Below are 24347 nucleotides of genomic sequence, written 5' to 3' on the forward strand. Positions count from 1 at the left end.
CAGTACAATGCAAACCATGTCTGATTCCGCCCCTACCCCACCCCGCGAACCCGACCCGCTCGACTGCTGCGGCAACGAGTGTGGTGACGCCTGCGTCTGGACGCTTTACTACGCGGCGCGCAAGCAATACGAGGCGGATCTCGAGGCCTGGCAGATCGCCCAGCTGTCTGCCGAGCCCTGAGCCCCATTTACGCCATCAGTGATCCTTGAGGGCATAAATCCCCGGCGCGTTGCGCCAGTAACCCTTGTAGTCCATGCCGCAACCGAACAGGAAGCGATCCGGCAGGTCCAGCCCACAGAAGTCAGGGCGCATGCCCGGCAAAGCCTTGCGGTCATGCACCTTGTTGACCAGCGCCGCAGCGAGCACCTCGCTGGCACCTTCGGCACGCAGATAGTCCATCACCGCGGCAATCGTGTAGCCCTCGTCAAGGATGTCGTCGAGGATCAATACACTGCGCCCCTTGATATCGCGTGCCGGACGCACACGCCAGTCCAGCAGGTTGCCGTTGAGCTCATGGCCGTAACGCGTGGCGTGCAGGTAGTCCAGCTCCAGCGGGAACAGCAGGCGCGGCAGGATGCGGCCCGCCAGGATGAGCCCCCCCGTCATGATGGTGAAGACCAGCGGATTGCTGTCCTGCAGGCGCTGCGTGATCGCTTCGGCCATGTTATCGAGCGCACGCTCGACCTGGATGGGGGTGACCAGGCATTCGGCCTCGTCCCTTACCTTGCAGACCTCTTCCAGCAATGCCTTGGGGTTGGCGCTCACGATCATTCCTTTACTACCGCGTTGAACAAGCCCGGCGCCCATCGCCGGTACGACAAGTGCCGACGATTGTAGCCCGACGGAGGGAAAAGCCCCGTCGCGTCTTTGCTTTACAATTCCGGCTCCCTGACCGATCCGACGCCCAGGCCCCGCCGCTTCATGACAGCCGCCCCGACACGCACCGCCAGGAGCCTGCCCGCCATCGTGTGGGGTCGATTCAAGCGTCACTGCGTTCTCAAGTTCATTGGCCTGACCCTGTTCATCACGGTCTTCTTCATGGCCTATTTCCACCTGCTGCGGCACCCGGCCTTTCCCGTGACGGTGATGCCTACAACCTGGCTGGACGAGCTGATCCCCTTTCAGCCCTGGTCACTGCTGTTCTACCTCTCTCTTTGGTTCTACGTCTCCGTCCCGGCCCACCTGACCTGCACTTTGCGCCAGCTGGTCGCCTTTGGCGCGCTGTGCTTCCTGCTCTGCCTGACCGGCTTGCTATGTTTCTACTTCTGGCCCACCGCAGTCCCGCCCGCAGATGCTGACTGGGCCAGCTACCCGGCGTTTGCCTTCCTGCAGCGGGTGGATGCCGGCGGAAACGCCTGCCCCTCACTGCATGTCGCCACGGCAGTCTTCTCGGGCGTCTGGATAGACCGGCTGCTTTGCCACCTGCGCACCCACCGCAATCTGCGCATCGGCAATGCGCTGTGGTGTGCGGCCATCGTCTATTCCACGCTGGCAACCCGCCAGCATGTGGCGCTGGACGCTCTGGCTGGCGCAGCACTGGGCGGAATCTTCGCGATGGCTTCCCGCCCGCTGGGTCCCTGGCTGCTGGCCGAAGAGCCGCGCTGATATAATTGCCGGCTGCCCGAACCAGCCACTATCCCGAAATATTCCGGACCCAACATGGACGCCACAGCATTCGAACAGGAAGTCGCCGCCCTCGTCGTCGAGGCACTCAATCTCGACGTCAAGCCCGAAGAAATCGACCCGTCAGCCCCCCTGTTCGGCGACGGTCTGGGCCTGGACTCGATCGACGTGCTGGAAATCTCGCTGGTCGTCGGCAAGAAGTACGGCGTGCAGCTCAAGGCCGACGACAAGGACAACACCAAGACCTTCAGCTCGCTCTCCGCGCTGGCGGCCTACATCGCCGCAAACCGCGCCAACTGAACACCTTGCCGCAAAGTGCTGCATGAACCCGGTTGTACGTGGCGTCCTGCTGACCCTCCTGGGCATTGCCTACCTGAGCATCGCGCATATCGGCGCCACGGTTGGTGAGCCCGCCTGGCTGGTCGTCCTGACCGGCTGCATGCCCCTGTCGGTCGCGTCGCTGATCTTCCTGTGGGGCACACGCTGGCGCTGGCCCCTGTTGTGCGTCATCGTCATTGCGGCCTGGCTGCTGGTCATCAATGCGCGAGATCTTGTTGCGCACTCGTTGTGGCTCTACTACTTGCAGGACACCGGCAGCAACCTGCTGGGCTGCGCTTTCTTTGCGCGCACGCTGCGAAAAGGTGAAGAAGCCCTGTGCACGCGCATGGCGCGATATGCCCACAACGGCGGCATGCCGGACACCGTCAAACGCTACTGCGATCGCCTGACCTGGCTGTGGGCCATCTACTTCGCCGCCTGCGCAGCCGTAGGCAGCGTCCTCTTCCTGTCGGGCCACGTCCGTGAATGGTCCTGGTTCGCCAATGTGCTCAACTGGCCGCTGACGGTCACCTTGCTGATCGTCGAACTGCCGATCCGCATGCTGATCGTGCCGGCGCGCGACCGTGCGAGCCTGATCAACAGCATCAAGGGCGTGATGGCGGCGCATGCGGCAGAACGATCCGCGAAGACGAGCCGCGAATGAGCGCCCATGCCCTGCCTCTGCTGCCCGCTGCGCCAGCCGATCAGCCCATCGCCTTCCACGCCGGGCAGCCCGTCTCACAAGCCGCTTTCGTGCGTGACGTGCTGGCCAACGCACAGCGCATCACGCCAGACCAGCCCGTGCTCAACCTGTGCGGTGACCGCTATTTCTTCGCCGTCGGCCTCTTCGCCGCCATGCTGCGCCGGGCACTATGCCTGCTGCCCAACAGCGTGACGCCCGAGACCCTGGCGCGCCTGCAGGCCGCCCACCCCGGGCTGCAAGCCCTGGTCGAGCCTGATGGCCAGACCCGTGGCTTGCCGGCACTGACGCTGCAACGCGACCTGGCCGGGCCGGCGCCCGACAGCATGCCGCTCGTGCCAGCCGATCAGATTGTGGCGCGCCTCTACACCTCTGGCTCGACTGGCGAACCGCAAGCCCACGACAAGAGCTGGGGCAAGCTGTGGGCCAATGTACGCCTCGCCGCCCGTGCGCAATGGGCACGCGCCGGCCAGCCTTGCGCCATCGTGTCCACCGTACCGTCGCAGCACATGTACGGCTTCGAGTCTGCGGTGCTGCTGCCCCTGCTGGGTGGCGGCATCCTCATGCCGCGCCACCCCTTCTTCCCGGCCGACGTGGTGGAAACGCTTGCTGCCACCCCTGAACCACGCGCCCTGGTCAGCACCCCTTTTCATCTGCGGACGCTGATCGAGTCGGGCCTCGCCCTGCCCGCCACGCAGCTCGTCATCTGCGCCACGGCGCCGCTGTCGACCGAACTTGCTGAGCGCGTCGAGCTCGCCACCGGTGGCGTGCTGGGCGAAATCTACGGCTCGACCGAAACGGGTCAGATCGCCACCCGACGTCCGGCCAGGAGCCCGGTGTGGGAATGCTTTGACGACGTGACACTGCAACAAGACACCCCCGATCAGGGCGGCCGCACCTGGGCCGACGGTGGCCACCTCGAAGCGGCAATGCCGCTCGGCGACATCATCGAACTGCAACCCGCCAGTGCGGCCGGCAACGTGCGCTTCACGCTGCACGGTCGCCTCAGCGACATGATCAACATCGCCGGCAAACGCACGTCGATCGCCTTCCTCAACAGCGTGTTGTGCAACATTCCCGGCGTTGAAGACGGCATCTTCCACCTGCCCGAAGAAGCCCCGGCTGATGGCGTTGCGCGTCTGGCGGCATTTGCCGTGGCGCCCTCGCTCGACGCATCGCAGATTCTCACCGCCCTGCGCGAGCGCATCGACGCCGTGTTCCTGCCACGCCCCCTGATCCTCGTCACCAGCCTGCCGCGCAACACCACCGGCAAGCTGCCCCGCGCCGTACTCGAAAACCTGCTCGGCGAAAGCGACAAACCGACATGAGCGAGCGTCTCGCCCTGCACATCCCGGCCGACCACCCGGTGTTCGCCGGGCACTTCCCCGGACAGCCCATAGTGCCAGGTGCGCTGCTGCTCGATCTGGCCATCGTCGCCATCGAAGCGCAACTCGGGCGCAAGGTCAGTGGCGTAGCGCAGGCCAAGTTCCTCAGCCCTGCCCTGCCCGGCGAGCCCGTGATGCTGAGCTTCGAAGCACAGGCCGACAGCCTGCGCTTGACCCTCCTCAGCGGCGAACGCAGCCTCGCCACCGCGCGCCTCGGCCTGCAAGCAGCATGAGCGATACCGCCGCCTCGACGCAGCCGGAGCAGGACGGTCCGCACTGGACCGAGCGCCCCGAGCGCGGCTCCGTGCTGGCCATGCGCATCATGCTGTGGCTATCTCTCGCGCTGGGCCGCCGTCTCACTCGCCCGGTCCTGTGGGGCATCACGCTGTACTTCTTTCTCAGCTCGCCCGACGTGCGCCTTCATTCACGCAGCTATCTGGCGCGCGTGCTGCCGGGCCCGGTGCGCTGGTGGCATGTGTTGCGGCATTTCCACTGGTTCTCCATCGTCGTGCATGACCGCGTGTTCCTGTTGCGCAACAAGCACGCGATGTTCGACTTCCACGTTGAAGGCAACGAAGTCCTGCACGAATTCAACGACACCCGCGGTGGCGTCATGCTGTTCGGTGCACACGTCGGCAGCTTCGAAGCCATCCGCGCGATAGCCCGCACCACAGTGCGGCCTGTCACGATTGCCATGTACGCCGAAAATGCGCGTCGCGTGATGAGCGTCATGGCGACCCTCAACCCAGGCGCCACCAACGAAATCCTGCCACTTGGTCAGCTCAACTCCATGCTCGCCATCCGCGACCGCATCGCCGATGGGCATGTCGTTGGCGTACTGGCCGACCGCAACTTCGGCACTGACACCCTGCTGCCCGTGAACGTGCTCGGCGACAAGGCGTGGCTGCCCGATGGCCCGTTCCGGCTCGCAGCAGCCCTGCAGGTGCCGGTATTCTTCATGACAGGGCTGTTCCTTGGCGGCAGGCGCTATGCCGTACACATCGAGCGCATTGCCGATTTCAGCGACTGCCCGCGCGCCGAACGCGAAGCCCGCATGGCCGAAGCACGCCAGGCCTTTGCCGACTGCATGTCGAACTACTGTCGCAAGGCCCCTTACAACTGGTTCAATTTCTACGACTTCTGGAACCCGCCGGACGCTCCGCCGTCCACTACGCCAGCCCCTGATACTTCCCGATGAGTTGCGCATGTCACGCCGCCGCCTGAAATCCCTGCTGCTTCCCCTGCTGTTTCCCCTTCTGCTGCTCGCCACCAGCGCGCAAGCCTCTGACCTGAAGCTCGCCGAGCTGATGGGTCTGCTGGCCCAGACACGCAGCGCACGCGCCACTTTCGTCGAACAGAAATTCATCGCGGTGCTCGACAAGCCGGTCGAGTCCAGCGGAGAGCTGGCCTTCACGGCACCCGATGTACTGGAAAAGCGCACCCTGCAGCCCAAGCAGGAGGCCATCACACTGCGCGGCAACGAGATCACCCTGGAGCGCGGCAAGCGCAGCATGATCGTGTCATTGCAGGACTATCCCGATGCTGCAGTGTTCGTCGAGAGCATCCGCGCCACGCTGGCCGGCGACCAGAAAGCGCTGGAAAGCGTCTGGCGTGTCGAAGCCGACGGCACCCTGGCGCGCTGGACGCTGCGCCTCACTCCGATCAACGCCAACGCCTATGTATCGCGCATCCGCATGCAAGGCACACGCAATGACGTCAAGCAGATCGAAATCGAGCAGAAGGACGGCGACCGCTCGGTCATGACCATCACGCGGCTGCCGCAACCATGAGCTCCCTGCGCCGGCGTGCCCCGCTGCTGGTCTGGCTGGCTGTCCTGATCGGCAGCCTCATCGTCATCGCCCGCACCAGCTTCGTGGCCGACATGTCGGCGTTCCTGCCCGCCGCGCCCGATGCCGGTCAGCGCATGCTGATCGAGCAATTGCGTGACGGCACCCTCGCCCGCCTGATGATCGTCGGCATCGAAGGCGGCACGCCCGAAGCGCGCCACACGGCATCGAAGAAACTGGCGGCGGCGCTGCGCAAAGAAGAAGAATTCCTCACCGTACAGAACGGCGAGGCAGAAACCCTGCGACGCGACCAGGAATTCTGGTTCAACAACCGCTACCTGCTGAGCGCCACGGTCAGCCCGGAACGCTTCAGCACCGAGGGTTTGCGTGCCGCCATCGACGAAACCCTGCTCAACCTCAGCGGCTCCGCCGGTCTCATGCTCAAGGGCCTGCTGACACGCGACCCGACGGGCGAAGCCCTTACCCTGGTCGACGATCTGCAACAACAAGGCGGGCCGCGTCAGGCTGGGGGTGTCTGGGTCTCACGCGACGGCCAGCGCGCGCTGTTGCTGTTGCAGACGCGTGCGGCGGGCTCCGACACCGATGCGCTGGCCCATGCCATCAGCACCATCGAACAGCACTTCGCCAGCGTGAAGCAGGCGGACCAGCGTGTCGTGATGAGCGGCGCTGGCGTGTTCTCGGTGCAGTCGCGTGACCGCATCAAGCAGGAGACCTCGCAACTGGCCAGCCTGTCCACGCTGTTCATTGTCGTGCTCCTGCTATCGATCTACCGCTCGCCCCGCCTGCTGGCACTGGGCATGCTGCCGGTCGTCACCGGCGCACTGATCGGCGTGGCGGCAGTCAGCCTGGGCTTCGGTCACGTGCACGGACTCACGCTGGGCTTCGGCACCACCCTCATCGGCGAGGCGGTCGACTACGGCATCTACTTCTTCGTACAGACCGGCAGCAATGATGCGCGCGGGGCCTGGCAGCAGCGCTTCTGGCGCACCGTGACGCTGGGCGTACTGACCTCGATCTGCGGCTTCGGTGCGCTGCTGGTGTCGGGCTTTCCAGGGCTGGCCCAGCTGGGTCTCTACTCCATCGCCGGCCTGATCGCCGCTGCGCTCACTGCACGCTTCGTCATGCCGCAACTGATGCCGGCACGCCTCAACATGCGCAAGGTGGAACCCCTTGGTGCGCGTCTGCAACGCTTCGTCGACTGGCTGGTACGCATGCGCCCGGTGCTGCTGATTCTGATCGCAGCCTGCGCCGTGCTGCTGATCGTGCGTCACGACCGCATCTGGAACCACAGCATCTCTGCCCTCAATCCTGTGCCGGAAGAAGCCCAGCAGCTGGACGGTGAGTTGCGCCGCGAACTGGGGGCCCCTGACACGCGGTACCTGCTGGTGCGCAATGTACCGGATGCGCAAACCGCTCTGCAGGCAGCCGAAGCCATCACACCCGCCCTCCAGGCTCTGACGGACAGGAAGGCACTCGGTGGATTCGACTCACCGGCGCGCCTGCTGCCCAGTGATGTCACACAACAGCAACGACAGGCCGCATTGCCGACACCTGACGTGCTGAAGCAAAGACTGGCCGCCGCGCTGAAGGGCGCCCCATTGAATGCCGACAAGCTGGAAGCCTTCATTGACGACGTGGCGGCTGCCCGCACGCGCCCCTTGCTGACACGCGCCGACCTGAATGGCACGGCCAGTGCGCTGGCACTGGATGCCATGCTGGTCCGTCGCAGCGAGGGCTACAGCCTGCTGATTCCGCTGCGCGCAAGCGTCGGCCGTGACATCGACGCCAAGGCCGTGCGCGAAGCGCTCGACAAGGCCGGTCAGCCCGAACTGCTGCTGGTCGACCTGCGCGGGCAGGCCGAGTCGCTCTACGGCACTTACCTCGACGAAGCCATCAAGCTCTCTGCGTGGGGCTTTGCCGGCATCCTGCTGCTGTTTGTCATCAGCCTGCGCAGCATCAAGCGCGTTCTGCAGCTGATGTTGCCGCTGGCCGGCACCGTGGTGCTGGTCATGGCCGGCATGATACTGCTGGGACAGGCGCTATCCATCCTGCATCTCATTGGCCTGCTGCTGTCGGTCGCGATCGGCTCCAACTACGCGCTGTTCTTCCACCAGGGAAATGATGCGGGCCAGGACACGGTTGCCGAGCGCCAGCGCACCCTGGTCTCGCTCGCCATGGCAAACATCGCCACCGTCGTAGGCTTTGGTCTGCTTGCCACATCGTCGGTCTCGGTGCTGCAGGCGCTTGGTGGTACTGTCGGCCCAGGTGCGCTGTTGAGCCTATTGCTGGCGGCCGCCTTCGCCACGCATCACAATAGCCAATCCACGCAGGAGTCGGCATGATGAAACTGAAACTGCGCAAGTTCATCTGGGTGATCACGGCCTTGCTGACAGGCTGTGCGCCGCCCAATCGGCCCAGCATCGTGCCCATGCGCACACTGGATGAGCGCGTGAGCTGCGGTGCAGAGATGCCCGAACGACTCATCGTGATGCTGCCAGGCTTGTTCGACACCCCCGAAGATTTCGTCAAGAACGGCTTCGTCAGCGCCTTGCGCGAACGCGGCATCAAGGCGCGGGTCCTGATCCCTGATGCACATTTCGGCTACTACGAATCACGCACCGTGGACCAGCGCATCCTCGAGGACATCATCATCCCTGCCCGCGCCAGCGGGGCACGCGAAATCTGGCTGGTCGGCGTCTCGATGGGTGGGCTGGGCTCGCTGATCTTCAGCCAGCAGCATCGTCCTCTCGTGCAGCGGATCTTCCTCATCGGCCCTTACCCGGGCACCGACAAGGTCATGCGCAAGATCCGCGATGCCGGCGGTCCGGGGCCCTGGGCCCAGCTGGGCTACGACAACGACGATCCCGATGCACGCATCTATGCTTTCTGGCACTGGCTGGTATCACGCAGCAAAGGCCCTCAATCGCCCCCCTTCATCAGCTTTGGCACGGGCGATAGCGACCGCTACCGAAGTGACCAGCAGATCCTGGGTTCGTTGTTGCCTGTCACATCCCGCTTCGATGCAAAAGGCGGCCATGACTGGCGCACCTGGCACAAGATCTGGCTGCAGATGCTCGACGCACTCCCGGCCGATGCCAAGGGGAGTCCCGGCGCAGGATGCTAAAATCTCTGCGTTCCTGGGCGACAAGCTGCACGCGCCACTCCCCAAAACGCCCGCTACCTGACCAGACTCCCTGTGCCTGCACCGCAAACCCAACCCTTGCATCTGTCCGGCTTTACGCTCAGTTCATGTCTGGGGCACGGACTTACCGCCACCCGTGACGCGCTGCAAGCCGCACGCACCGGACTTTCCAGCGCACCGTTCGAAACCGTGGATCTGCCCGCGTTCATCGGTCAGGTCAGCGGTGTCGATGACGTCGTCCTGCCGGCCGACCTGAGCGGTTTTGACTGCCGCAACAACCGCCTGGGCTGGCTGGCCCTGCAGCAGGACGGCTTTGTCGAACAGGTGCGCGCCGCCCGTGCGCGCTACGGTGCACAACGCGTCGGCGTTTTTCTCGGCACCAGCACCTCAGGCATCCTGCAAACCGAGATCGGCTACCGCCACCTTGATGCCTCAGGCCATCTACCCGCAGACTTCGACTACGCCCGCACGCACAACACCTATTCGATCGCTGCTTTCGTGCGTCAAGTCTTCGACCTGCACGGCCCGGCCGTTGCCGTCTCGACGGCATGCTCGTCAAGCGCCAAGGTGTTTGGCAACGCCCAGCGTCTGATCGCGGCCGGCCTCATTGATGCGGCCATCGTCGGCGGCGTCGACTCACTCTGCCTCACCACGCTTTACGGCTTCCACTCGCTGCAATTGCTGTCGACCGACCTGTGCCGTCCCTACGACGCGCAACGTCAGGGCCTGTCGATCGGGGAAGCGGCCGCCTTTGCCCTGCTCGAACGCGCCGATGCAAACGCCGCCGCCGGTGACGACATCATGCTCGCCGGCGTCGGTGAATCGGCTGATGCGCATCACATGTCGGCACCACACCCCGAAGGGCTGGGCGCACGCCTCGCCATGCAGGGCGCACTGACCCAGGCCGGCTGGCAAACGAGCGACGTCGACTACATCAATCTGCATGGCACGGCGACCCCCAGCAACGACGCGGCCGAAGGCAAGGCGGTCGCTGGCCTCTTCGGTAACGCGACGCCATGCAGCTCGACCAAGGGCGCCACGGGCCACACGCTGGGCGCCGCTGGCGGTGCCGAGGCCGTGATTTCGGCGCTGGCCATGCGCCACCAATTCATGCCCGGCGGTGTCAATACGCAAGAGCTCGACCCGACGATTCCTGTGAACTACCTGATCGCGAACCGCGAAGCACCCGTGCGCCGTGTGTTGAGCAACTCGTTCGGCTTCGGCGGCACCAATTGCAGCCTTGCCCTGTGTCGCCGGGAGGCCCTCTGACATGCGCTGCAATGTTTTTCTGCAAGGCATCGGTGCCATCGGGCCCGGCTTCGATGACTGGTCACAGCTCGCCGGGATGCTAAGTGAGGCCACCCCCTTCAGCGGCGAAGAGACGCGCCCGCCCACCCTGCAACTGCTGCCCCCCGCCGAACGACGCCGCGTCGGCATGCTGGTCAAACTCGCACTCACCAGTGGGGCGCAGGCCGTCGCACATGCAGGCAGCGATGCAGCACGCCTGCCGACCGTGTTTTCAGCGTCCGGCGGTGATGGCGAGAACTGCCACGTCCTGTGCGAAACCCTTGCCAGCTCGGACCGCAGCATCTCGCCGACACGCTTCCACAACTCGGTGCACAATGCCGCCTCGGGCTACTGGAGCATCGCCACTGGCAGCATGGCAAGCTCGACCAGCCTGTGCGCACACGACGCGGGGTTCGCCGCCGGCCTGCTTGAAGCTGTCACGCAAGTGCAAGCCACGCAGCAGGACTGCATGCTGATCGCCTGTGACGATCACTACGGCGGCGCACTGGGCAAGGCACGTCCGATCGCCGACCGCATGGCGATTGCGCTGGTGCTGTCGGCCACACGCAACGAACACTCGCTCGCTGAGCTGAGCATCGACCTGTCCGACCACCCCGCCGACGAACAGGCGCCGCTGCCGGCACTGCAAAAAATCTACAAGGGCATCCCCACTGCACGCGGGCTCAATCTCATGAGCCGCCTCGCGCGCAACGAAGCCGGGGCGGTCTACCTCGACTACCTGCCCCCCCTCTCCCTGTCCGTGCAGGTGAAGCCCCTGCAGGTCTCATGACAGCACTCGCCATCGACATCGCCGCGCATGTGCCGCACGCCGGCGACATGTGTCTGCTGGAATCCGTGACGCACTGGGATGCGCAGGGACTGACGGCGCAGACCCGTCAGCATCGCAACCCGCAGATGCCATTGTTCAGTCATGCGCGCCTCGGCGTGGCCTGTGGTGTCGAGATCGCCGCACAGGGCATGGCTCTGCACGGCGCCCTGCTGGCCGGGCAAAGCGAAGCCGAGCGGCCACGCGCGGGTTTTCTGGCCAGCCTGCGCGACGTCCGATTCCACGTCAGCCGTCTCGACGATATCGACGCTGCATTGCAGATCAGCGTGCAGCGCCTGTCGGGTGACGACAACACCGTGCTCTATCAATTCAGCGTGACAGGTGATGGCCGGCCTCTTCTCGAAGGGCGGGCCGCCGTCATGCTCGACGCCGCCAAGGTGAACACCCCATGACTACGCCCCTGAAACGCGCCCTCGTAACAGGCGGCAGCGGCAGCATAGGCAGTGCGATCTGTCGCGCACTGGCCGAACGCGGCCACCATGTCATCGTGCATGCCAATGGCAATATCGCTCGCGCCCAGGCACTGGCCGCCGAGCTGTGTGCCGCCGGCCACAGTGCCGAAGCCATACAGTTCGATCTCACCGACGGCGAAGCCTGCGCGACAGCCATCGCGGCACTGCTTGAAGCCGGGCCTGTCCAGATCCTCGTCAACAATGCCGGCATCCACAACGATGCGGTGTTCGCCGGCATGTCGCGCGAGCAATGGCAGGGCGTGCTCGACGTCTCGTTGGGCGGCTTCTACAACGTCACCCAGCCCTTGATGCTGCCCATGATCCGCACACGCTGGGGTCGCGTCATCAACCTGTCGTCCGTTGCCGCTGTCGCTGGCAACCGCGGACAGGTCAATTACTCCGCCGCCAAGGGTGCCCTGCAGGCCGCCACCAAATCCCTGTCTCTCGAAGTCGCCAGCCGCGGCATCACCGTCAACACGGTGGCCCCTGGTGTCATCGAATCGGAAATGATCGAAGGCGCATTCGACAAGGAAACCATCGACCGCATCGTGCCCATGAAGCGCGCCGGCAAGCCCGAAGAAGTCGCCGCGCTGGTGGCCTTTCTCGCGTCGGAGTCGGCCGCCTACATCTCGGGCCAGACCATCTCGATCAATGGCGGGATGATTTAAACGTAGCGCTCAGGCACGCGCCAGCACACGCCACAGCAGCCGCGGCAGCCGCAGCACGAAACCCGTCATCAGGCGGATGTGCATCCAGGTGAGCAAAGTGTTGTCGCGCAAATAGTTGAAGTGCGACACGCCGCCTTCTTCCGCACTGAGGTACTTCACAGGCGCAGCTTCGTTGAGCGGCGCAACGCCCGTCCAGCAAAGGCGCACTACCGCCTCGGGATCGAAATCGAAACGACGCATCCAGCGCTGACCACGCATCACACGGATCAGCGGCGCGGCAGGATAGACGCGAAAGCCGTAAAGTGAATCGCCGATGCCCGACCACAGGGTTTCGAGATTGGCCCACCAGTTGGAGACGCGACGTCCGCGCACGCGCAACAGCGGTGCACTGGCATCGAACACCGGTACGCCCAGCACCATGCCGCCCGGCGTTTCAAGACTGCGCTGCATGAAGCGCGGGATCAGGTCCGCCGGATGCTGGCCGTCCGAATCCATGGTCAGCACATGCGTGAAGCCCTGCGCCAGCGCCTGCTCGGCCCCGTGCAGCACGGCAGCACCTTTGCCACGATTCTCGGGCAGCACGATCACGTGCAGTCCCGTGTCCTGCTCTGCCAATGCCTGCAAACGCTCGGCTGTGCCGTCAGTACTGCCATCGACGACCACCCACACCGGTGACCAGTGCGCACGCGCCGCAGCGACGGTTTCAAAGACCTTTTCGCCCGGGTTGTAGCTCGGAATCAGGACCAGGTGCGTCGTATGCATCAGCTGGCCGCCCCGCTCTGTTTCAGGAAACGGTGCAGGGCGCTGCCTTCCTGCCCAGCCAGCTGGCGAGCGAAAGACGCTTCAAGCAAGGCCGGCAACTGGCGCGCGTCGTGAGGCCCCTCGATGCGCTCGCCCAGGCGGATGCGGAAGCGCATCGGCATGTCCGGCCGTTTGAGCCAGCCCCAGCCTTTGCCGAGAAACGCGGTGTCCGATTCGATGATCAGGGTCTGGATGGGCACTCCCGAGCGCTGCGCCGTGATACCGATGCTGCCGCGCACGGGATTGATGGGAAAGCGCTCGGTACGCGTGCCTTCCGGGAAGATCAGCACATGCTCGCCGCGCTTGAGCGCCTCGATGGCCAAAGCGCTGGTGCCGAGAAACCAGTCATTGCGCACGTAACCGGCCAGCCGCGCACCGGCCCCCATGAAGAAGCTGTCCACCAGGCTCGCCTTGGTGATGCACACCGCGCGCGGCAGGCGTGACAGCACCATGACCGCGTCCAGCATGCCGGGGTGATTCGGCGCAAGGATCATGGGCGTCGCCGTGCGCAGGGCATCCAGCTCCGAGAGGTCGAACAGACCCACTCCGGTACAACGCAGCACCCAGAGATACAGCGTGAAACCCCAGCGCGCCCCCCCCTGCCCGATACGCCGCGCCAGGTTACGCGGCAACAGACCCAACGGAATGGCCGCAATGGTCCACACCGTGCAGCCGAAGCCCAGGCAGAACAGGCCGAATCGCAGTGCCAGATACGAGTGAATCCGGCAGAGCAGCTGCAGGAGAAATCTCATGCCTCGCCAGTTCCCGCAGCTGCGGCCCCCACAGCCTCGATCTCGACCAGCAGCTCGGCACGACAGACGTCCGCGAGCAGGAAGTGGATGATCGGCTCGCTGCCCAGCTCGCGACGCATGACGGCCTCGACGGCTGCCGCATCGCGCGCATGGCGGACAAAGGTCTTGTACTGCAGTCGGCTCATGTCAAAACGGGCGCTGCCGGTCTGGGTCGCATTGGCCTGCGACATTACGGCACGAATGTTACGAAGACTCTCTTCCGTCTGCGCTGCGACGTCACCGGGATGCAAACTCTCGTGACCTACGATGCTCGCAGTACCGGACACGAACAGCAGGCTGTCCCCGGTACTCCGCTCCATGACCGCGGCACGCGAGAAGCTCGGACTGCGTGGCCCATACTGGACAGGATAGTTGTAGGCGCTGATCTGACGGGGATTCTCGATGCAGCGTGGCGCCCGACGTGCGGCCAGCGCATACAGCGTAAAACTGCCTTCGTGCGACCCCAGAGCACAAGCCGCCGGAGCTCCTACCTCGAAAGCCTGGCGCGCAGCCTGGAATGCCTCCTGGCGCGCGCGGTTGAACAGGCGATAACGCTCCATGCGTTCGCCACTCTGGTCGTCCATCTGATCGGCATTGATGTGCGGAACATAGTTCCAGCAACGCACGAGGTACGGGAAGTCCTCCCGCTGCATGGCGGCAAACAGCGCGTCATAGCCATGACGGGTTGCCGTCGCAATGTCTGCAGCGTCTGCCGAGGCAGTGTCCAGCGCCACCCACATCCACTCACCGTCATGCTTGCAGACGGCCTGGCCGTGACGCACGGTCTGCACACGTGCATCGCTGGTCCAGTACTCGGCAACGCCGGCCCCCTCATGAGCTGCCCGCAACGCCTGCAGTCTGACGTGTACATCGGCCCGCAGGGCATCAGGTGCGCGCTCGCTGCCGTGCCAGACCACGCACAGGCTGGCCGGATCTGTTGCCGCAAGGCCGCCTTGCCCCGACGTACGCAGGAACAAGCCCATGTTCAATCCGCAGCGCAAAACGCCAGCACGGCATTGCTGCCGCCAAAGGCAAACGAATTCGACAGGGCGACGCGCAAATCCGGCGCCTGGCGAGCACTACCCAAGACATGGTCGACGCCCAGGCAGTCCTCGCTCGGCGCTTCCAGATGCTGGGTATGCGGAATGGCCTTGTGCACCAGTGACTGCACGGCGATCAAGGCTTCGATTGCACCGGTAGCACCCAGCAGGTGGCCGTGTGCCGACTTGGTCGCACTGACCGGCAGACGCTCGGCGCCGGCAGCAAACACCTCGCGCAGCGCGGCAATCTCAGCCGGATCGCCCTCACGCGTCGCCGTGCCATGCGCATTCACGTAGCCGACATCCTGCAGCGCAATACCCCCTTGCGCCAGGGCTGCACGGATCGCACGCACCTGACCCTTTGCATCGGGTTTGACGAGGTGCACGTTGTCGCAACTGCTGCCATAACCGACGAGCTCGGCCAGGATGCGGGCTCCGCGCGCCTTCGCGTGCCCCCACTCTTCCAGCACCAGTGCGGCACCGCCCTCGCCCAGCACCAGACCTTGCCTGCGCGCGTGGAACGGCCGACAGGCCATCGGGGCGGTTTCCTCGTTGCCCGGCGCCAGTACGCGCATGGCATCCCAGGCGCGGATCACCGCCTCGGACAACGGCGCCTCAGAACCACCGGCAATCACGATCTTGTCCTGCCCGCTGCGGATGCGCGTAAAAGCATCGCCGACAGCCACTGCCGACGACGCGCAGGCCACCGAATAGGTCGTGCAGGCACTGCCCAGACCGAGACGGATCGCCACATGCGACGCACAGGCATTGTTCATCGCCAGAACCACGGACAGCGGCGGCACGCGATCACGCCCCGTCATCATGATGTCGCGATAACCTTGCTCGAAGGTCATGGTGCCGCCGACGCCTGTGCCCCAAGAGATGCCGCAGCGCTCGTCGCCGCCCATGCCGTCCGGATTCAGGCCTGCATCGGCCCAGGCGCGGTAGGCCGCAGTGGCGCCAAGATGACTGAAGCGATCCATGGTCGTCGCCTGCACGCGGCCAACGGCCGCCAGCGCATCGAAATCATGGCAATGCACGGCAGGGATCTCCAGCGGGGAGGCTGCGTGAGGATGGCGGAACAGGCGTATGAACGATTCACCCGCCAGCAGGCGGGTGAACAGGTCGTTGGCACTCTCCACGCCGGGGGCTGTCACCCCCAGGCCGGTCACCGCAACGCGGTGAAGTGCTGCTTCAGGCATCTTGTACTGGCTTGTTGTATTGGTCGAAAACAGCGATCAGTTCGGCAACCGTCTCGGGACGCGGCAAGTCGTTGGGCAGCTTGATCTTGAGCATGTCCTCGAAATCAAACATCAGGTCCAGCAACATCAGCGAATCGACGCCGATTGCATCCAGCGTCGCTTCGGGCACGATCTGCTCGGCCGGTGTGCCGACCTTCTTGCCGATGTATTCCCGAATCTGTTCCAGCGTATCCATGGCATTCCCCGTAATCCAGAGAGACAGCAAGAGGCCGATTTTACTGCAAAGGCGCGCGCCAGGCCGGGCCGGGCGCGAACCGACGCAGGTTCATCAGAATTTTTCTTCTACTTTGAGCGGATCACGCAGCGAGTCGGCAATGATGGACTTTCTCCAACGCCAGCTCTTGATTGCCTGCGGCAAGATGCTCAGGCAGGACATGTAGTAGATGAACTTGAAGCCCATCAGGCGCGGCCAGACCGGTGTATCGCGGAAAATGTCGCCCGCCAGGATGGACAACAGAGCCTCCTGCATGCGCCAGACATTGCGCGGATGCATGAAGATCTTGCGGATCGCGGGTGCCGTGATGCGGAAGATGAACCAGGAGAACATCTTGGGCCCATGGCGCATGATGCGGTCGTAGCGCTTGAAGCACTTGTTGGCCATCGCCGCATCGCCCTTGAGCCAGTAGTCCACGGCTTCAGCGCTGCGGAACGCGCTGTTCATGGCGAGGAACACACCCGACGAGAACATCGGGTCCACGAAGGCGAATGCATCGCCGACCATCATGAAACGATCGCCGCGGCAAAACTTCGAATCGTAGGCATAGTTGCCCGTCGCGGTCGCGGGCTCGATCATCTCGGCGCCCTTCAGACGATCTGCCAGCTTGGGGACCAGGTTGATGGTCTCCATCAGGAAACTCGACGGATCGCTCTTGCGCGTCTTGAAGTAAGCGGGTGACGCCACCGCACCCACGCTGGTCGTACCGTCCGCGAGGGGGATGTACCAGAACCAGCCGTGATCGAACCAGAACAGAGAAATGTTGCCCTCGCGGCGGCCCGGCGCGCGCCGCGCATTGCGGAAATGGCCGTACAGCGCAGCACTGGTGTGATTGGGGTGACGCTTCTTGATGCCGAACTGCGACGACAGCAGGGTGTCGCGGCCGCTGGCATCCACCACGAAACGCGGATGCCACACCGCTTCGCTGCCATCAGCCTGGCGCACCTTCACCTGCGGACGACGCTCGGGCCCCTTGTCTGCGTCGAAGTCGACGGCCAGCACGCGCGCGTTCTCGAACGTGCGGGCACCGCGCTTGGCGGCATGGCGGAACAGCAATTCATCAAGCTCGGAGCGCCGCACGTGGACCGCGTACGGGAAGCACTTGTCCATCGCATCGGCAAAGAAGAACTCGCTCGTATGATCGTGCCAGGGAGAGACGAACTCGGCACCGTACTTCGTGATGCCGATGCGCTCCACATCCTTGCGCACACCCAGGCGGTCGAACAGGGGCATGTTCATGGGCAACAGGGATTCGCCGATGTGGAAGCGCGGGTGCTGCGCCTTGTCGAACATCACGACGTCGTACCCCTTGTCAGCCAGCAGCGCCGAAACGGTCGAACCGGCCGGCCCGCCGCCGATCACCAGGACGTCAGGCGACATGCTGCCGAATTGCGATTTCTCCACTCCATCCATCTTTGCCGTTCTCCCGTGCAAACCTGTTTCATTCGAGGCGCCCCTCCCTGCGGGGCTGCCGAAGTCATCTGCAGAGATTATCATGCAGCCTCCAGTCCCCGCATGCCGCAGGACGCCCCGCACGGTTCTGTCCCATGTCCCTCGCCCACGCCGCCCAGTCCTCCGTCCACAGTGCCGAAGAACTGCTGGCTGGCATCCTGATCCAGCTCGCCATCATCGTCGCGGCTGGCCGCCTGGCCGGTGAAATCGCTGTGCGCTGCCACCAGGCACGCGCCGTGGGCGAAATCATCGTCGGCATCCTGCTCGGCCCCACCCTTTTTGGCGCCGTGGCACCCGACCTGTTCCACCAGGTGTTCACGTCGATTCCGCCGGAGCCGATGATCATCCTCAGCCAGATCGGCCTGATCCTGCTGATGTTCGAAATCGGCATGGAATTCGACTTCGGCCAGCTGGCCCACAGCCAGCATCAACGCGCCACGGCCCTGGTATCGGTATTCGGCATCGTCATCCCGTTTGCGCTGGGCTTGGGCTTTGGCTACTTCGCCGCGCCGCATCTCGCTCCCGGCATCAACCAGATGAGTTGCGCCCTGTTCGTCGCCACCGCCTTCTCGATCACAGCCCTGCCCATCCTCGGCCGCATCCTCATCGAGTTCAAACTGACCCGCGCCCCGGTCGGCGTGGTCGCCATTTCGGCCGCTGCCGTCAATGACGTGGTGGGCTGGCTGATCCTCATGGCGGTCTCCGCGCTCGCCCTGTCGAGCTTCTCGCTGGGCGCCTTCTCCGAGAGACTGCTTCTGCTCCTCGCCTATGCCCTGACCTGCTGGTTTATCGTGCGCCCGCTGCTGCTGCGCCTCGTGCGCTTCGAAATGGGCCGCAAACCCGGCCTGCCCGGCGGTCTTCTCGCCAGCGTGCTGAGTCTGCTGTTCATCTCGGCGCTGTGCACCTACCACATCGGCATCTTCGCCATTTTTGGCGGCTTCATGCTGGGTCTGCTGCTGCACGCCGAGCGCCATTTCACCGAACAATGGGCCGACCGCGTTGGCCACTTCGTACAAGTGCTGTTGCTGCCCGTCTTTTTCACCTTCACGGGCCTGCGCACCCAGGTTGGCTCGCTCGCCACACTGGACGACTGGCTGTGGTGTGCCGCCCTCATCGTGGTCGCCACGCTGGGCAAGTTCGGCGGCAGCTACATCGCCGGACGCCTCGCCGGCAGCTCCAGCACCGACAGCAAGATTCTCGGCATCCTCATGAACACACGCGGACTCATGGAACTCATCGTGCTCAATATCGGGCTCGACCTGGGATTCATCTCGCAGAAGCTGTTCACGATGCTGGTGCTGATGGCCCTGGTCTCCAACATCATGACCACGCCGCTGCTCAAGCGCTGGCTGAGACGCACTGAGCCTTCGGCAGGCAGCACATACTCCGCGACAGCGCAGTAAGCCTGCCCGAGAGGGCAAGTGCAGCGGACTGAAGCGCCGCTAGCATCAGATCGCCCTGACCGCAGGAACACCTACTTGCCCGCCCGACAAACAATTCTCATGCTTGCCCTGCTGCTGATGGCCCCTGTCGTACGCGCTTGGGATACGCCGATGCAGCTGCCGATTGAAGCAGCTCTGCGCGAAGAGGAGGCTAGGCGTCTTGTCTCGCCAGACATTCAGCTGTTCTGGGGCACGCAAACTCAGCCGGAAACGCAAGCCCGCAAGGGTAAGGACCGCAGCCTCGCACGCTCCCGCAGCCTGTTCAGAAACAAGGTCAGAGCCTGCAACAATGCACTGCTGAATGCGCTGCTCGATCTGCTGGATACAGCCCGCGACCGTGGCGCCAACGCACTGATTGGCCTGCGCACGCACGGCGACGGTCAGACGACCGACAGCCCAACGCACTTCCGCTGCGACGCCGGCCTCGTCTCTGCCCAGGTCGATCTGACGGGCGACATTGCAATCCTTCCCGCCCCTGCTGGAGAGAAACCATGAAGCAGCATCTCACGCGCAGCCTATTCGGCAGCCTTCTCGCGCTCAGCCTGCTGGCCGGCAGCGCCACGGCCAACGCCGCTGGACGAATGATCAGGCTGCCGATCGAAGACGCACTCGCATGGGACAGCATCGGCGAAAAGCTGGAGGACAAGGGCATCAAGATCTACTGGTCCGACCAGGCCATTCCCGGCCAAATCACCGAAGACATCGAGAAAGACACCTATTCGCGTGGCGTCAATGCATTCCTCAAGTCCGAACGGCGCGCCTGCATGAATGCTTTTTCGATGACCTTCGATGCGCTGATCCGCAACGCCGTCGCCTCAGGCGCCAATGCGATCATTGGTATCACCAGTTACCACGACGATTACAAGGACTTTGCCAGCACCAGAGAATTCCGCTGCGACGTCGGCTCTTTCCGGGCCGGAGTCGGCTTCAGGGTGCAGTTCGTCAAACTCTCTGCGGAAACGAGCCCGGCCAGCAGTGCCAGCGGCATGACAACTACAACGCCGCCAGCGCCTCGGTAAGCCCGCCCACGACGATGCGGGCCGGCACGGCCAGCATCAGGTTGAGCGGCAGGCCGAAGTTCTCGACCAGTCGCCCGGCAGCGTCCTGCAGGCCGTTTTCACCCTGCACCAGCGGATGGCCCTGCCAGGCCGAGACACGCTCGGCCTGCAAGGCGCCAGAACTGACATAAGCGATCACGCGCTTGCCCAGTGCCAACGCATAGCCGACCTCGAATGCGGTTCCCGAATCCGGCTCGGCACCGCGGAACGGGTCAAGATTGGCCAGCACCACGTCCGCCGCTGCAATCATCGCGATGTTGCTGGCGTAAATCTCGCTGGCCGTCGTCGCGTCGCCGTCGAGCGGAATCAGCGCCTCGTGCCCGGCCGCGCGGCACAGGGTGTGCACGCCCGCCGCCCAGTCGCGGGCGTCTGGGCGGAACACGTCAGGTCCGGCGATATAAAGCTTCAAACTGTCGGCTCCTCGCCGCCCAAGGCCTCGATCAGGGCCGGGATGAAATTGCGCAGCTCACCCGTCATCAGCGCAAAATCCGTGTCGAACTGTTCGTCCGCGTCGGCCCCATCGCCGGCAGCCTCGGTCACCACGTCGAGGAACTGCAGGCGCTTCAACTCCAGCTTGTCGTTGAGCACGACGGACAGGCGGTCGTTCCAGGTCAGCGCCAGACGCGAAGCCTGCTTGCCGGCCTCGATGTGCTCGCGCACTTCCTTGCCTTCCAGCGTGTGGCGCACGTAGCGCACAGCGCTCTTCTCTTCGGTCACGGCGCGCAGCTCGCAATCCTGGTCAATCGTGAAAGCGCCCGGTGCCTCGTTCGCCACCAGCCACTCGGTCATGCACGAGGCCGGACTGCGGCGCGTGTTAAGCAGCTTGAGCGGCAGCTCGTCGAGCGACTTGTGCAGGGTCTCGACCACGCTGTCAGCGGCCTTGCGGCTGGCAGCATCGACAACCAGCCAGCCCGCCTTGGGGTCTATCCAGGCGAACACGCGACGGCGGCGCGTGAAGGCACGCGGCAGCAACTCCTGCGTCACGGCCTCCTTGATTTCCTTCATCTGCTTGCGGCCCGGCTTGAAGCCCTGCTGCGCCTCGATCTCCTCGGCGCGGTCGGCTGCAACCTGTTTGACGACGGAGGAAGGCAACAAACGCTGCTCGATGCCCAGCGCCACCAACCATTGCCCGCCCACGCTGTGCACCAGTGGGCCTTCGGGCTGGCGCGAAATCCAGCCCTGCGTCGCGAGATCCTGGCTACCGCAGGGGCGGAAGCGCTGGCGGGCGAGCTGTTCATCGAGGCGATCGACTGGAATGTCCCAATTGACCGGCAGTCGGTAAAGCTGAAGATTCCTGAACCACATGGCGTAAAAAGTGGGGGATGATACCCGTCCGTCGCAGCCTTCGCTGCTCGCCCTTGCAGGAGGCACAGATGAAACCCACATTGTTCGTAGTCTGTCTCGGTCTTATGCTCGGCGCCTGTGGTGCCGACACCGCCACCTCGGCCGCCACCGTTGCAAAACTGAAAGCCGAAGAGGCAAAGAAAGGGCAGCAACAGCTCGACCAGATGAAGCAACAGATTGACGCCGCCGCGCAACAGGCCGAAGCGCAGCGCAAGGCGATGGAAGAGGCCACAAAGTAGGAGCTTGATCATGAGCCGCAAGACCAACCGACCGCGCAACCTCGTGCACCTCGCACTATTGCGTACCACCCGCAATGCCGTGCACGGCAAGACGGCCAAGCAACAGCGCAGCGGACAACGCGTCGCCATGCGCCGCCGCCTGAAGGATGAAGGGGTTTGTGTTGAGCAGCTTTGCTTTGCGCAAGGCTGTTGAACACAGAGACCAGATTCCGGATCGTCGGCACATAGCCCAAAAAAGACTATCCATGCAAAAGTTACCGCCATATGTGTTCAGCTTTCCACCCCCCAGAAGCCGCGTGTCGCACGTGGCCGGCTTCTGGCTGGCACTATGCTTCGTCACTCCGCTCAAAGAACTGGCCGGACTGGACTACTCCAAAGTAATTCCGTTCTGGCACCGTGCACCGATTTCCATTCTCGCCACGATTGGAATGATGTTTCTCTTGTGGGGCCTGTTCGGCGCAGTAGATGCGGCGATGGACAACTTCACTTCTCAATACGCACCAAACGCTAAACGAATATGGCATTGCGTATTGCTATGCTCATGCATCGCCGCAATCGGACTAATGGTCTCGTGAGTGCCAACTGATTGAGCGCAGCGCGCCCACCCGCGCAGATGGGCGGAGTGCCAACTCCGCCGCCTTACGCCCCCACAAACGGCGGAGTTGGCACTCCGCCCTACGCAAGACACAGCATGCCCCGCACCATCCCCATCCTTCCGCAGCGCATCGCGCTGCCTGTGCCTGACAATCCCGTCGCCGATCTCGCTGCACCGCCGCCGCTGGCGTTGTACATCCACTTCCCGTGGTGCGTGAAGAAGTGTCCGTACTGCGACTTCAACTCGCATGCCGTGCGTGATGCAGGCATTCCCGAGGACGCCTATGTCGCCGCGCTGCTGCAGGATCTGCAGGCGTCGCTGCCACAGGTATGGGGCCGTCGCGTGCAGAGCATTTTCATCGGCGGCGGCACACCCAGCCTGATTTCAGAAGCCGGCCTCGATGCGCTGCTGACAGGCGTGCGCACCTTGCTGCCGCTGGCGCCGGATGCCGAGATCACGCTGGAAGCCAACCCCGGCACGGTCGAGGCCGGCAAGTTCGCGGCCTTTCGCGCGGCCGGCGTGACACGCGTGTCGCTGGGCATCCAGAGCTTCGACGATGCACAGCTAGTGAAGCTCGGCCGCATCCACGACAGCCGCGAAGCGCAAGTCGCGATCGAGCTCGCCGCGCGTCATTTCGACACCTGGAACATCGACCTGATGTACGCGTTGCCGGAACAATCGCTGGCAGAAGCCGAGGCCGATCTTGATCGCGCGCTGTCCTTCCAGCCGCCGCACCTGTCGTGCTACCACCTGACGCTGGAGCCGAACACGCTGTTCCACCGCGCACCACCGCCCTTGCCCGACGACGACACGGCCGCCGACATGCAGGACATGATCGAAACGCGGCTCGCTGCAGCGGGCTATCAGCATTACGAAACCTCGGCCTTTGCGCAGCCTGGCCATCGCTGTCAGCACAACCTCAACTACTGGCGCTTTGGCGACTACCTGGGCATCGGTGCCGGCGCGCACGGCAAGCTGACGAGCCACGAAGGCGTGCGACGCGAGATGCGCCACAAGCATCCGAACGCCTACCTTGAAGCTGCGGCAACGAGCGGCTTCGTGCAGGAAGCCAGTTGGGTTGCCGGCAAAGACCTGCCCTTCGAGTTCATGATGAACACGCTGCGCCTGCTCGACGGCTTCTCGCCGACGCTGCTGCCGCTGACGACGGGGCTCACGATTGATCAGTTGCAGCCGCAGCTCGCGCGTGCCAGGACACAGGGCCTGCTCGACATCAGCGCAGAGCGCATTGCGCCGACCGACAAGGGTCGGCGCTTCCTCAACGATCTGCTGGAGATTTTTCTCGATGAGCGCTGAGCCCGACTGGGGCGAAGGCGAGGGCTTCGTCCCCGATGATGCACCGTGGACCGACGAAGACTTCGTGACACGCGATTTCCGCCGCGAAGATGCGCCCGGCCTGATCGCGTTGTTCCGCGCCGCCGTGCTGGAAACGGCCGCAGCCCACTACGATGCGGCGCAGTGCGCCGCGTGGGCTGCAGCGGCCGACGATGAAACGCGCTTCACCCAGGCCCTGGTCGACGGCTGGGTGCGCGTCGCAGAAGACTCAGCCGGGCTTATCGGTTTCGCGCAAATGGATCTGCCAGGTGAGCTGAGCATGCTCTACACCGCGCCGCGTGCAGCACGCTGCAGTGTCGCGACAGCCCTGCTCGAAGACATGATGCCGCTGGCCGAGGCGATGGGGGCCGCACAGATTGATGCGCACGCCAGCGCAATGGCCAGACCCCTGCTCGAACGGTTCGGCTTCAAGACCGTCGCGGAAGAGAGCGTCGTGCGCAACGGCGCCACACTGACGCGCTGGCACATGCAGCGCAGCGTGCACCCGGCGGGCTCGGGCAAATCGCGCAAGAAGCGCTGAGCGCA

Annotated in this window: 31 protein-coding genes; 22 read left to right on the plus strand and 9 right to left on the minus strand. The window is 64.3% G+C overall.

The genetic code is table 11. The annotated features are described in order from the left end of the window. Window positions 1–16: 16 nt before the first annotated feature. Window positions 17–181 carry an oxidoreductase-like domain-containing protein gene (locus tag ABEA02_RS16090; RefSeq protein ID WP_345534116.1) on the plus strand — a complete coding sequence of 55 codons (165 nt, stop codon included), beginning with the start codon at window positions 17–19 and terminating at the stop codon, window positions 179–181. A 15-nt stretch (window positions 182–196) separates the two neighbouring features. Here ABEA02_RS16090 and ABEA02_RS16095 read toward each other — a convergent pair whose 3' ends face one another. After that, window positions 197–766 carry a hypoxanthine-guanine phosphoribosyltransferase gene (locus tag ABEA02_RS16095; RefSeq protein ID WP_345534117.1) on the minus strand — a complete coding sequence of 190 codons (570 nt, stop codon included), beginning with the start codon at window positions 764–766 and terminating at the stop codon, window positions 197–199. A 156-nt stretch (window positions 767–922) separates the two neighbouring features. Between ABEA02_RS16095 and ABEA02_RS16100 the strand changes: the two genes are divergently transcribed. The 13 genes from ABEA02_RS16100 to fabG all read left to right on the plus strand — a co-directional run bounded on the left by ABEA02_RS16100 (window position 923) and on the right by fabG (window position 12231). Continuing rightward, entirely contained in the window at window positions 923–1606 is a 684-nt protein-coding gene (locus tag ABEA02_RS16100; RefSeq protein WP_345534118.1) for a phosphatase PAP2 family protein, read from the plus strand. Between the two features lie 54 nt (window positions 1607–1660). Continuing rightward, the gene (locus ABEA02_RS16105; RefSeq protein WP_345534119.1) at window positions 1661–1924 is read left to right on the plus strand and encodes a phosphopantetheine-binding protein; all 264 of its coding nucleotides are present in this window, start codon (window positions 1661–1663) and stop codon (window positions 1922–1924) included. Window positions 1925–1946: 22 nt separating this feature from the next. Next, entirely contained in the window at window positions 1947–2606 is a 660-nt protein-coding gene (locus ABEA02_RS16110) for a COG4648 family protein (protein ID WP_345534120.1), read from the plus strand. Continuing rightward, entirely contained in the window at window positions 2603–3970 is a 1368-nt protein-coding gene (locus ABEA02_RS16115) for an AMP-binding protein (protein ID WP_345534121.1), read from the plus strand. The genes ABEA02_RS16110 and ABEA02_RS16115 overlap by 4 nt, the downstream gene beginning before the upstream one ends. Next, the gene (locus ABEA02_RS16120; RefSeq protein ID WP_345534122.1) at window positions 3967–4260 is read left to right on the plus strand and encodes an ApeI family dehydratase; all 294 of its coding nucleotides are present in this window, start codon (window positions 3967–3969) and stop codon (window positions 4258–4260) included. The genes ABEA02_RS16115 and ABEA02_RS16120 overlap by 4 nt, the downstream gene beginning before the upstream one ends. Beyond that, entirely contained in the window at window positions 4257–5225 is a 969-nt protein-coding gene (locus ABEA02_RS16125) for a lysophospholipid acyltransferase family protein (protein ID WP_345534123.1), read from the plus strand. Before ABEA02_RS16120 ends, ABEA02_RS16125 begins: the two co-directional genes overlap by 4 nt. Before the next feature lie 7 nt (window positions 5226–5232). After that, entirely contained in the window at window positions 5233–5817 is a 585-nt protein-coding gene (locus ABEA02_RS16130) for a LolA-related protein (protein WP_345534124.1), read from the plus strand. Then, window positions 5814–8177 carry an MMPL family transporter gene (locus ABEA02_RS16135; protein WP_345534125.1) on the plus strand — a complete coding sequence of 788 codons (2364 nt, stop codon included), beginning with the start codon at window positions 5814–5816 and terminating at the stop codon, window positions 8175–8177. Before ABEA02_RS16130 ends, ABEA02_RS16135 begins: the two co-directional genes overlap by 4 nt. Then, window positions 8174–8959: an alpha/beta fold hydrolase gene (locus ABEA02_RS16140; protein WP_345534126.1), complete on the plus strand. Its 786-nt coding sequence runs from the start codon at window positions 8174–8176 to the stop codon at window positions 8957–8959. The genes ABEA02_RS16135 and ABEA02_RS16140 overlap by 4 nt, the downstream gene beginning before the upstream one ends. A 72-nt stretch (window positions 8960–9031) precedes the next feature. Continuing rightward, on the plus strand, window positions 9032–10246 hold the full coding sequence (locus tag ABEA02_RS16145) for a beta-ketoacyl-[acyl-carrier-protein] synthase family protein (protein ID WP_345534127.1): 1215 nt from the start codon (window positions 9032–9034) through the stop codon (window positions 10244–10246). A 1-nt stretch (window position 10247) separates the two neighbouring features. Continuing rightward, the gene (locus ABEA02_RS16150; protein ID WP_345534128.1) at window positions 10248–11054 is read left to right on the plus strand and encodes a beta-ketoacyl synthase chain length factor; all 807 of its coding nucleotides are present in this window, start codon (window positions 10248–10250) and stop codon (window positions 11052–11054) included. Next, complete coding sequence (locus tag ABEA02_RS16155; RefSeq protein ID WP_345534129.1) at window positions 11051–11503, plus strand: hotdog family protein; 453 nt, start codon at window positions 11051–11053, stop codon at window positions 11501–11503. Before ABEA02_RS16150 ends, ABEA02_RS16155 begins: the two co-directional genes overlap by 4 nt. Next, on the plus strand, window positions 11500–12231 hold the full coding sequence (gene fabG / locus ABEA02_RS16160) for a 3-oxoacyl-ACP reductase FabG (protein WP_345534130.1): 732 nt from the start codon (window positions 11500–11502) through the stop codon (window positions 12229–12231). The genes ABEA02_RS16155 and fabG overlap by 4 nt, the downstream gene beginning before the upstream one ends. A gap of 9 nt (window positions 12232–12240) precedes the next feature. On the opposite strand, the gene ABEA02_RS16165 is transcribed toward fabG, so the two are convergent. From ABEA02_RS16165 to ABEA02_RS16190, 6 genes are all read right to left on the minus strand, one after another. Next, the gene (locus tag ABEA02_RS16165) at window positions 12241–12993 is read right to left on the minus strand and encodes a glycosyltransferase family 2 protein (protein WP_345534131.1); all 753 of its coding nucleotides are present in this window, start codon (window positions 12991–12993) and stop codon (window positions 12241–12243) included. Further along, window positions 12993–13784 carry a lysophospholipid acyltransferase family protein gene (locus tag ABEA02_RS16170; protein WP_345534132.1) on the minus strand — a complete coding sequence of 264 codons (792 nt, stop codon included), beginning with the start codon at window positions 13782–13784 and terminating at the stop codon, window positions 12993–12995. The genes ABEA02_RS16165 and ABEA02_RS16170 overlap by 1 nt, the downstream gene beginning before the upstream one ends. Continuing rightward, entirely contained in the window at window positions 13781–14806 is a 1026-nt protein-coding gene (locus ABEA02_RS16175; protein ID WP_345534133.1) for a chorismate transformation FkbO/Hyg5 family protein, read from the minus strand. Before ABEA02_RS16175 ends, ABEA02_RS16170 begins: the two co-directional genes overlap by 4 nt. A gap of 2 nt (window positions 14807–14808) precedes the next feature. After that, window positions 14809–16065, minus strand: a complete 1257-nt coding sequence (locus tag ABEA02_RS16180; protein ID WP_345534134.1) for a beta-ketoacyl-[acyl-carrier-protein] synthase family protein — start codon at window positions 16063–16065, stop codon at window positions 14809–14811. After that, window positions 16058–16300, minus strand: coding sequence for an acyl carrier protein (locus ABEA02_RS16185; protein ID WP_345534135.1), 243 nt, complete (start codon window positions 16298–16300; stop codon window positions 16058–16060). Before ABEA02_RS16185 ends, ABEA02_RS16180 begins: the two co-directional genes overlap by 8 nt. A 93-nt stretch (window positions 16301–16393) precedes the next feature. Continuing rightward, window positions 16394–17719 (minus strand): NAD(P)/FAD-dependent oxidoreductase, encoded by a 1326-nt coding sequence (locus ABEA02_RS16190; protein ID WP_345534136.1) that lies wholly within the window; start codon window positions 17717–17719, stop codon window positions 16394–16396. 167 nt (window positions 17720–17886) lie between these two features. Between ABEA02_RS16190 and ABEA02_RS16195 the strand changes: the two genes are divergently transcribed. The 3 genes from ABEA02_RS16195 (at window position 17887) to ABEA02_RS16205 (ending at window position 20252) form a co-directional block, all read left to right on the plus strand. Then, a complete protein-coding gene (locus tag ABEA02_RS16195; protein ID WP_345534137.1) occupies window positions 17887–19194 on the plus strand; it encodes a cation:proton antiporter in 1308 nt (435 codons plus the stop codon). A gap of 99 nt (window positions 19195–19293) precedes the next feature. Next, window positions 19294–19728, plus strand: coding sequence for a hypothetical protein (locus ABEA02_RS16200; RefSeq protein WP_345534138.1), 435 nt, complete (start codon window positions 19294–19296; stop codon window positions 19726–19728). After that, window positions 19725–20252: a hypothetical protein gene (locus ABEA02_RS16205; RefSeq protein WP_345534139.1), complete on the plus strand. Its 528-nt coding sequence runs from the start codon at window positions 19725–19727 to the stop codon at window positions 20250–20252. The genes ABEA02_RS16200 and ABEA02_RS16205 overlap by 4 nt, the downstream gene beginning before the upstream one ends. Here ABEA02_RS16205 and ABEA02_RS16210 read toward each other — a convergent pair. Beyond that, window positions 20227–20700: a nucleoside 2-deoxyribosyltransferase gene (locus ABEA02_RS16210; RefSeq protein WP_345534140.1), complete on the minus strand. Its 474-nt coding sequence runs from the start codon at window positions 20698–20700 to the stop codon at window positions 20227–20229. The two genes, ABEA02_RS16205 and ABEA02_RS16210, sit on opposite strands and share 26 nt — an antisense overlap. After that, window positions 20697–21596, minus strand: coding sequence for a recombination-associated protein RdgC (locus ABEA02_RS16215; protein ID WP_345534141.1), 900 nt, complete (start codon window positions 21594–21596; stop codon window positions 20697–20699). Before ABEA02_RS16215 ends, ABEA02_RS16210 begins: the two co-directional genes overlap by 4 nt. 68 nt (window positions 21597–21664) lie before the next feature. Here ABEA02_RS16215 and ABEA02_RS16220 point away from each other — a divergent pair, with 68 nt between their 5' ends. The 5 genes from ABEA02_RS16220 to ABEA02_RS16240 all read left to right on the plus strand — a co-directional run bounded on the left by ABEA02_RS16220 (window position 21665) and on the right by ABEA02_RS16240 (window position 24342). Beyond that, on the plus strand, window positions 21665–21874 hold the full coding sequence (locus ABEA02_RS16220; RefSeq protein WP_345534142.1) for a hypothetical protein: 210 nt from the start codon (window positions 21665–21667) through the stop codon (window positions 21872–21874). Between the two features lie 10 nt (window positions 21875–21884). Continuing rightward, window positions 21885–22067: a hypothetical protein gene (locus ABEA02_RS16225; protein ID WP_345534143.1), complete on the plus strand. Its 183-nt coding sequence runs from the start codon at window positions 21885–21887 to the stop codon at window positions 22065–22067. Window positions 22068–22119: 52 nt separating this feature from the next. Next, window positions 22120–22449, plus strand: a complete 330-nt coding sequence (locus ABEA02_RS16230) for a hypothetical protein (protein WP_345534144.1) — start codon at window positions 22120–22122, stop codon at window positions 22447–22449. Between the two features lie 116 nt (window positions 22450–22565). Further along, the gene (gene hemW, locus ABEA02_RS16235) at window positions 22566–23783 is read left to right on the plus strand and encodes a radical SAM family heme chaperone HemW (RefSeq protein WP_345534145.1); all 1218 of its coding nucleotides are present in this window, start codon (window positions 22566–22568) and stop codon (window positions 23781–23783) included. Then, a complete protein-coding gene (locus ABEA02_RS16240; protein WP_345534146.1) occupies window positions 23773–24342 on the plus strand; it encodes a GNAT family N-acetyltransferase in 570 nt (189 codons plus the stop codon). Before hemW ends, ABEA02_RS16240 begins: the two co-directional genes overlap by 11 nt. Window positions 24343–24347 lie beyond the last annotated feature (5 nt).

Origin of the sequence: Viridibacterium curvum, assembly GCF_039544165.1 — a bacterium.
Classification (GTDB): Bacteria; Pseudomonadota; Gammaproteobacteria; order Burkholderiales; family Rhodocyclaceae; genus Viridibacterium; species Viridibacterium curvum.

What these genes read in the sequence shown, in the direction of transcription:
- ABEA02_RS16230 (WP_345534144.1), top strand. Translation starts at nt 22,120, where the DNA reads ATGCAAAAGTTACCGCCATATGTGTTCAGCTTTCCACCCCCCAGAAGC.
- fabG (WP_345534130.1), top strand. Translation starts at nt 11,500, where the DNA reads ATGACTACGCCCCTGAAACGCGCCCTCGTAACAGGCGGCAGCGGCAGC.
- ABEA02_RS16170 (WP_345534132.1), bottom strand. Translation starts at nt 13,784, where the DNA reads ATGAGATTTCTCCTGCAGCTGCTCTGCCGGATTCACTCGTATCTGGCA.
- ABEA02_RS16175 (WP_345534133.1), bottom strand. Translation starts at nt 14,806, where the DNA reads ATGGGCTTGTTCCTGCGTACGTCGGGGCAAGGCGGCCTTGCGGCAACA.
- ABEA02_RS16205 (WP_345534139.1), top strand. Translation starts at nt 19,725, where the DNA reads ATGAAGCAGCATCTCACGCGCAGCCTATTCGGCAGCCTTCTCGCGCTC.
- ABEA02_RS16165 (WP_345534131.1), bottom strand. Translation starts at nt 12,993, where the DNA reads ATGCATACGACGCACCTGGTCCTGATTCCGAGCTACAACCCGGGCGAA.
- ABEA02_RS16195 (WP_345534137.1), top strand. Translation starts at nt 17,887, where the DNA reads ATGTCCCTCGCCCACGCCGCCCAGTCCTCCGTCCACAGTGCCGAAGAA.
- hemW (WP_345534145.1), top strand. Translation starts at nt 22,566, where the DNA reads ATGCCCCGCACCATCCCCATCCTTCCGCAGCGCATCGCGCTGCCTGTG.
- ABEA02_RS16090 (WP_345534116.1), top strand. Translation starts at nt 17, where the DNA reads ATGTCTGATTCCGCCCCTACCCCACCCCGCGAACCCGACCCGCTCGAC.
- ABEA02_RS16115 (WP_345534121.1), top strand. Translation starts at nt 2,603, where the DNA reads ATGAGCGCCCATGCCCTGCCTCTGCTGCCCGCTGCGCCAGCCGATCAG.
- ABEA02_RS16155 (WP_345534129.1), top strand. Translation starts at nt 11,051, where the DNA reads ATGACAGCACTCGCCATCGACATCGCCGCGCATGTGCCGCACGCCGGC.
- ABEA02_RS16140 (WP_345534126.1), top strand. Translation starts at nt 8,174, where the DNA reads ATGATGAAACTGAAACTGCGCAAGTTCATCTGGGTGATCACGGCCTTG.
- ABEA02_RS16110 (WP_345534120.1), top strand. Translation starts at nt 1,947, where the DNA reads ATGAACCCGGTTGTACGTGGCGTCCTGCTGACCCTCCTGGGCATTGCC.
- ABEA02_RS16215 (WP_345534141.1), bottom strand. Translation starts at nt 21,596, where the DNA reads ATGTGGTTCAGGAATCTTCAGCTTTACCGACTGCCGGTCAATTGGGAC.
- ABEA02_RS16180 (WP_345534134.1), bottom strand. Translation starts at nt 16,065, where the DNA reads ATGCCTGAAGCAGCACTTCACCGCGTTGCGGTGACCGGCCTGGGGGTG.
- ABEA02_RS16220 (WP_345534142.1), top strand. Translation starts at nt 21,665, where the DNA reads ATGAAACCCACATTGTTCGTAGTCTGTCTCGGTCTTATGCTCGGCGCC.
- ABEA02_RS16190 (WP_345534136.1), bottom strand. Translation starts at nt 17,719, where the DNA reads ATGTCGCCTGACGTCCTGGTGATCGGCGGCGGGCCGGCCGGTTCGACC.
- ABEA02_RS16150 (WP_345534128.1), top strand. Translation starts at nt 10,248, where the DNA reads ATGCGCTGCAATGTTTTTCTGCAAGGCATCGGTGCCATCGGGCCCGGC.
- ABEA02_RS16105 (WP_345534119.1), top strand. Translation starts at nt 1,661, where the DNA reads ATGGACGCCACAGCATTCGAACAGGAAGTCGCCGCCCTCGTCGTCGAG.
- ABEA02_RS16100 (WP_345534118.1), top strand. Translation starts at nt 923, where the DNA reads ATGACAGCCGCCCCGACACGCACCGCCAGGAGCCTGCCCGCCATCGTG.
- ABEA02_RS16225 (WP_345534143.1), top strand. Translation starts at nt 21,885, where the DNA reads ATGAGCCGCAAGACCAACCGACCGCGCAACCTCGTGCACCTCGCACTA.
- ABEA02_RS16135 (WP_345534125.1), top strand. Translation starts at nt 5,814, where the DNA reads ATGAGCTCCCTGCGCCGGCGTGCCCCGCTGCTGGTCTGGCTGGCTGTC.
- ABEA02_RS16240 (WP_345534146.1), top strand. Translation starts at nt 23,773, where the DNA reads ATGAGCGCTGAGCCCGACTGGGGCGAAGGCGAGGGCTTCGTCCCCGAT.
- ABEA02_RS16130 (WP_345534124.1), top strand. Translation starts at nt 5,233, where the DNA reads ATGTCACGCCGCCGCCTGAAATCCCTGCTGCTTCCCCTGCTGTTTCCC.
- ABEA02_RS16125 (WP_345534123.1), top strand. Translation starts at nt 4,257, where the DNA reads ATGAGCGATACCGCCGCCTCGACGCAGCCGGAGCAGGACGGTCCGCAC.
- ABEA02_RS16120 (WP_345534122.1), top strand. Translation starts at nt 3,967, where the DNA reads ATGAGCGAGCGTCTCGCCCTGCACATCCCGGCCGACCACCCGGTGTTC.
- ABEA02_RS16200 (WP_345534138.1), top strand. Translation starts at nt 19,294, where the DNA reads ATGCTTGCCCTGCTGCTGATGGCCCCTGTCGTACGCGCTTGGGATACG.
- ABEA02_RS16185 (WP_345534135.1), bottom strand. Translation starts at nt 16,300, where the DNA reads ATGGATACGCTGGAACAGATTCGGGAATACATCGGCAAGAAGGTCGGC.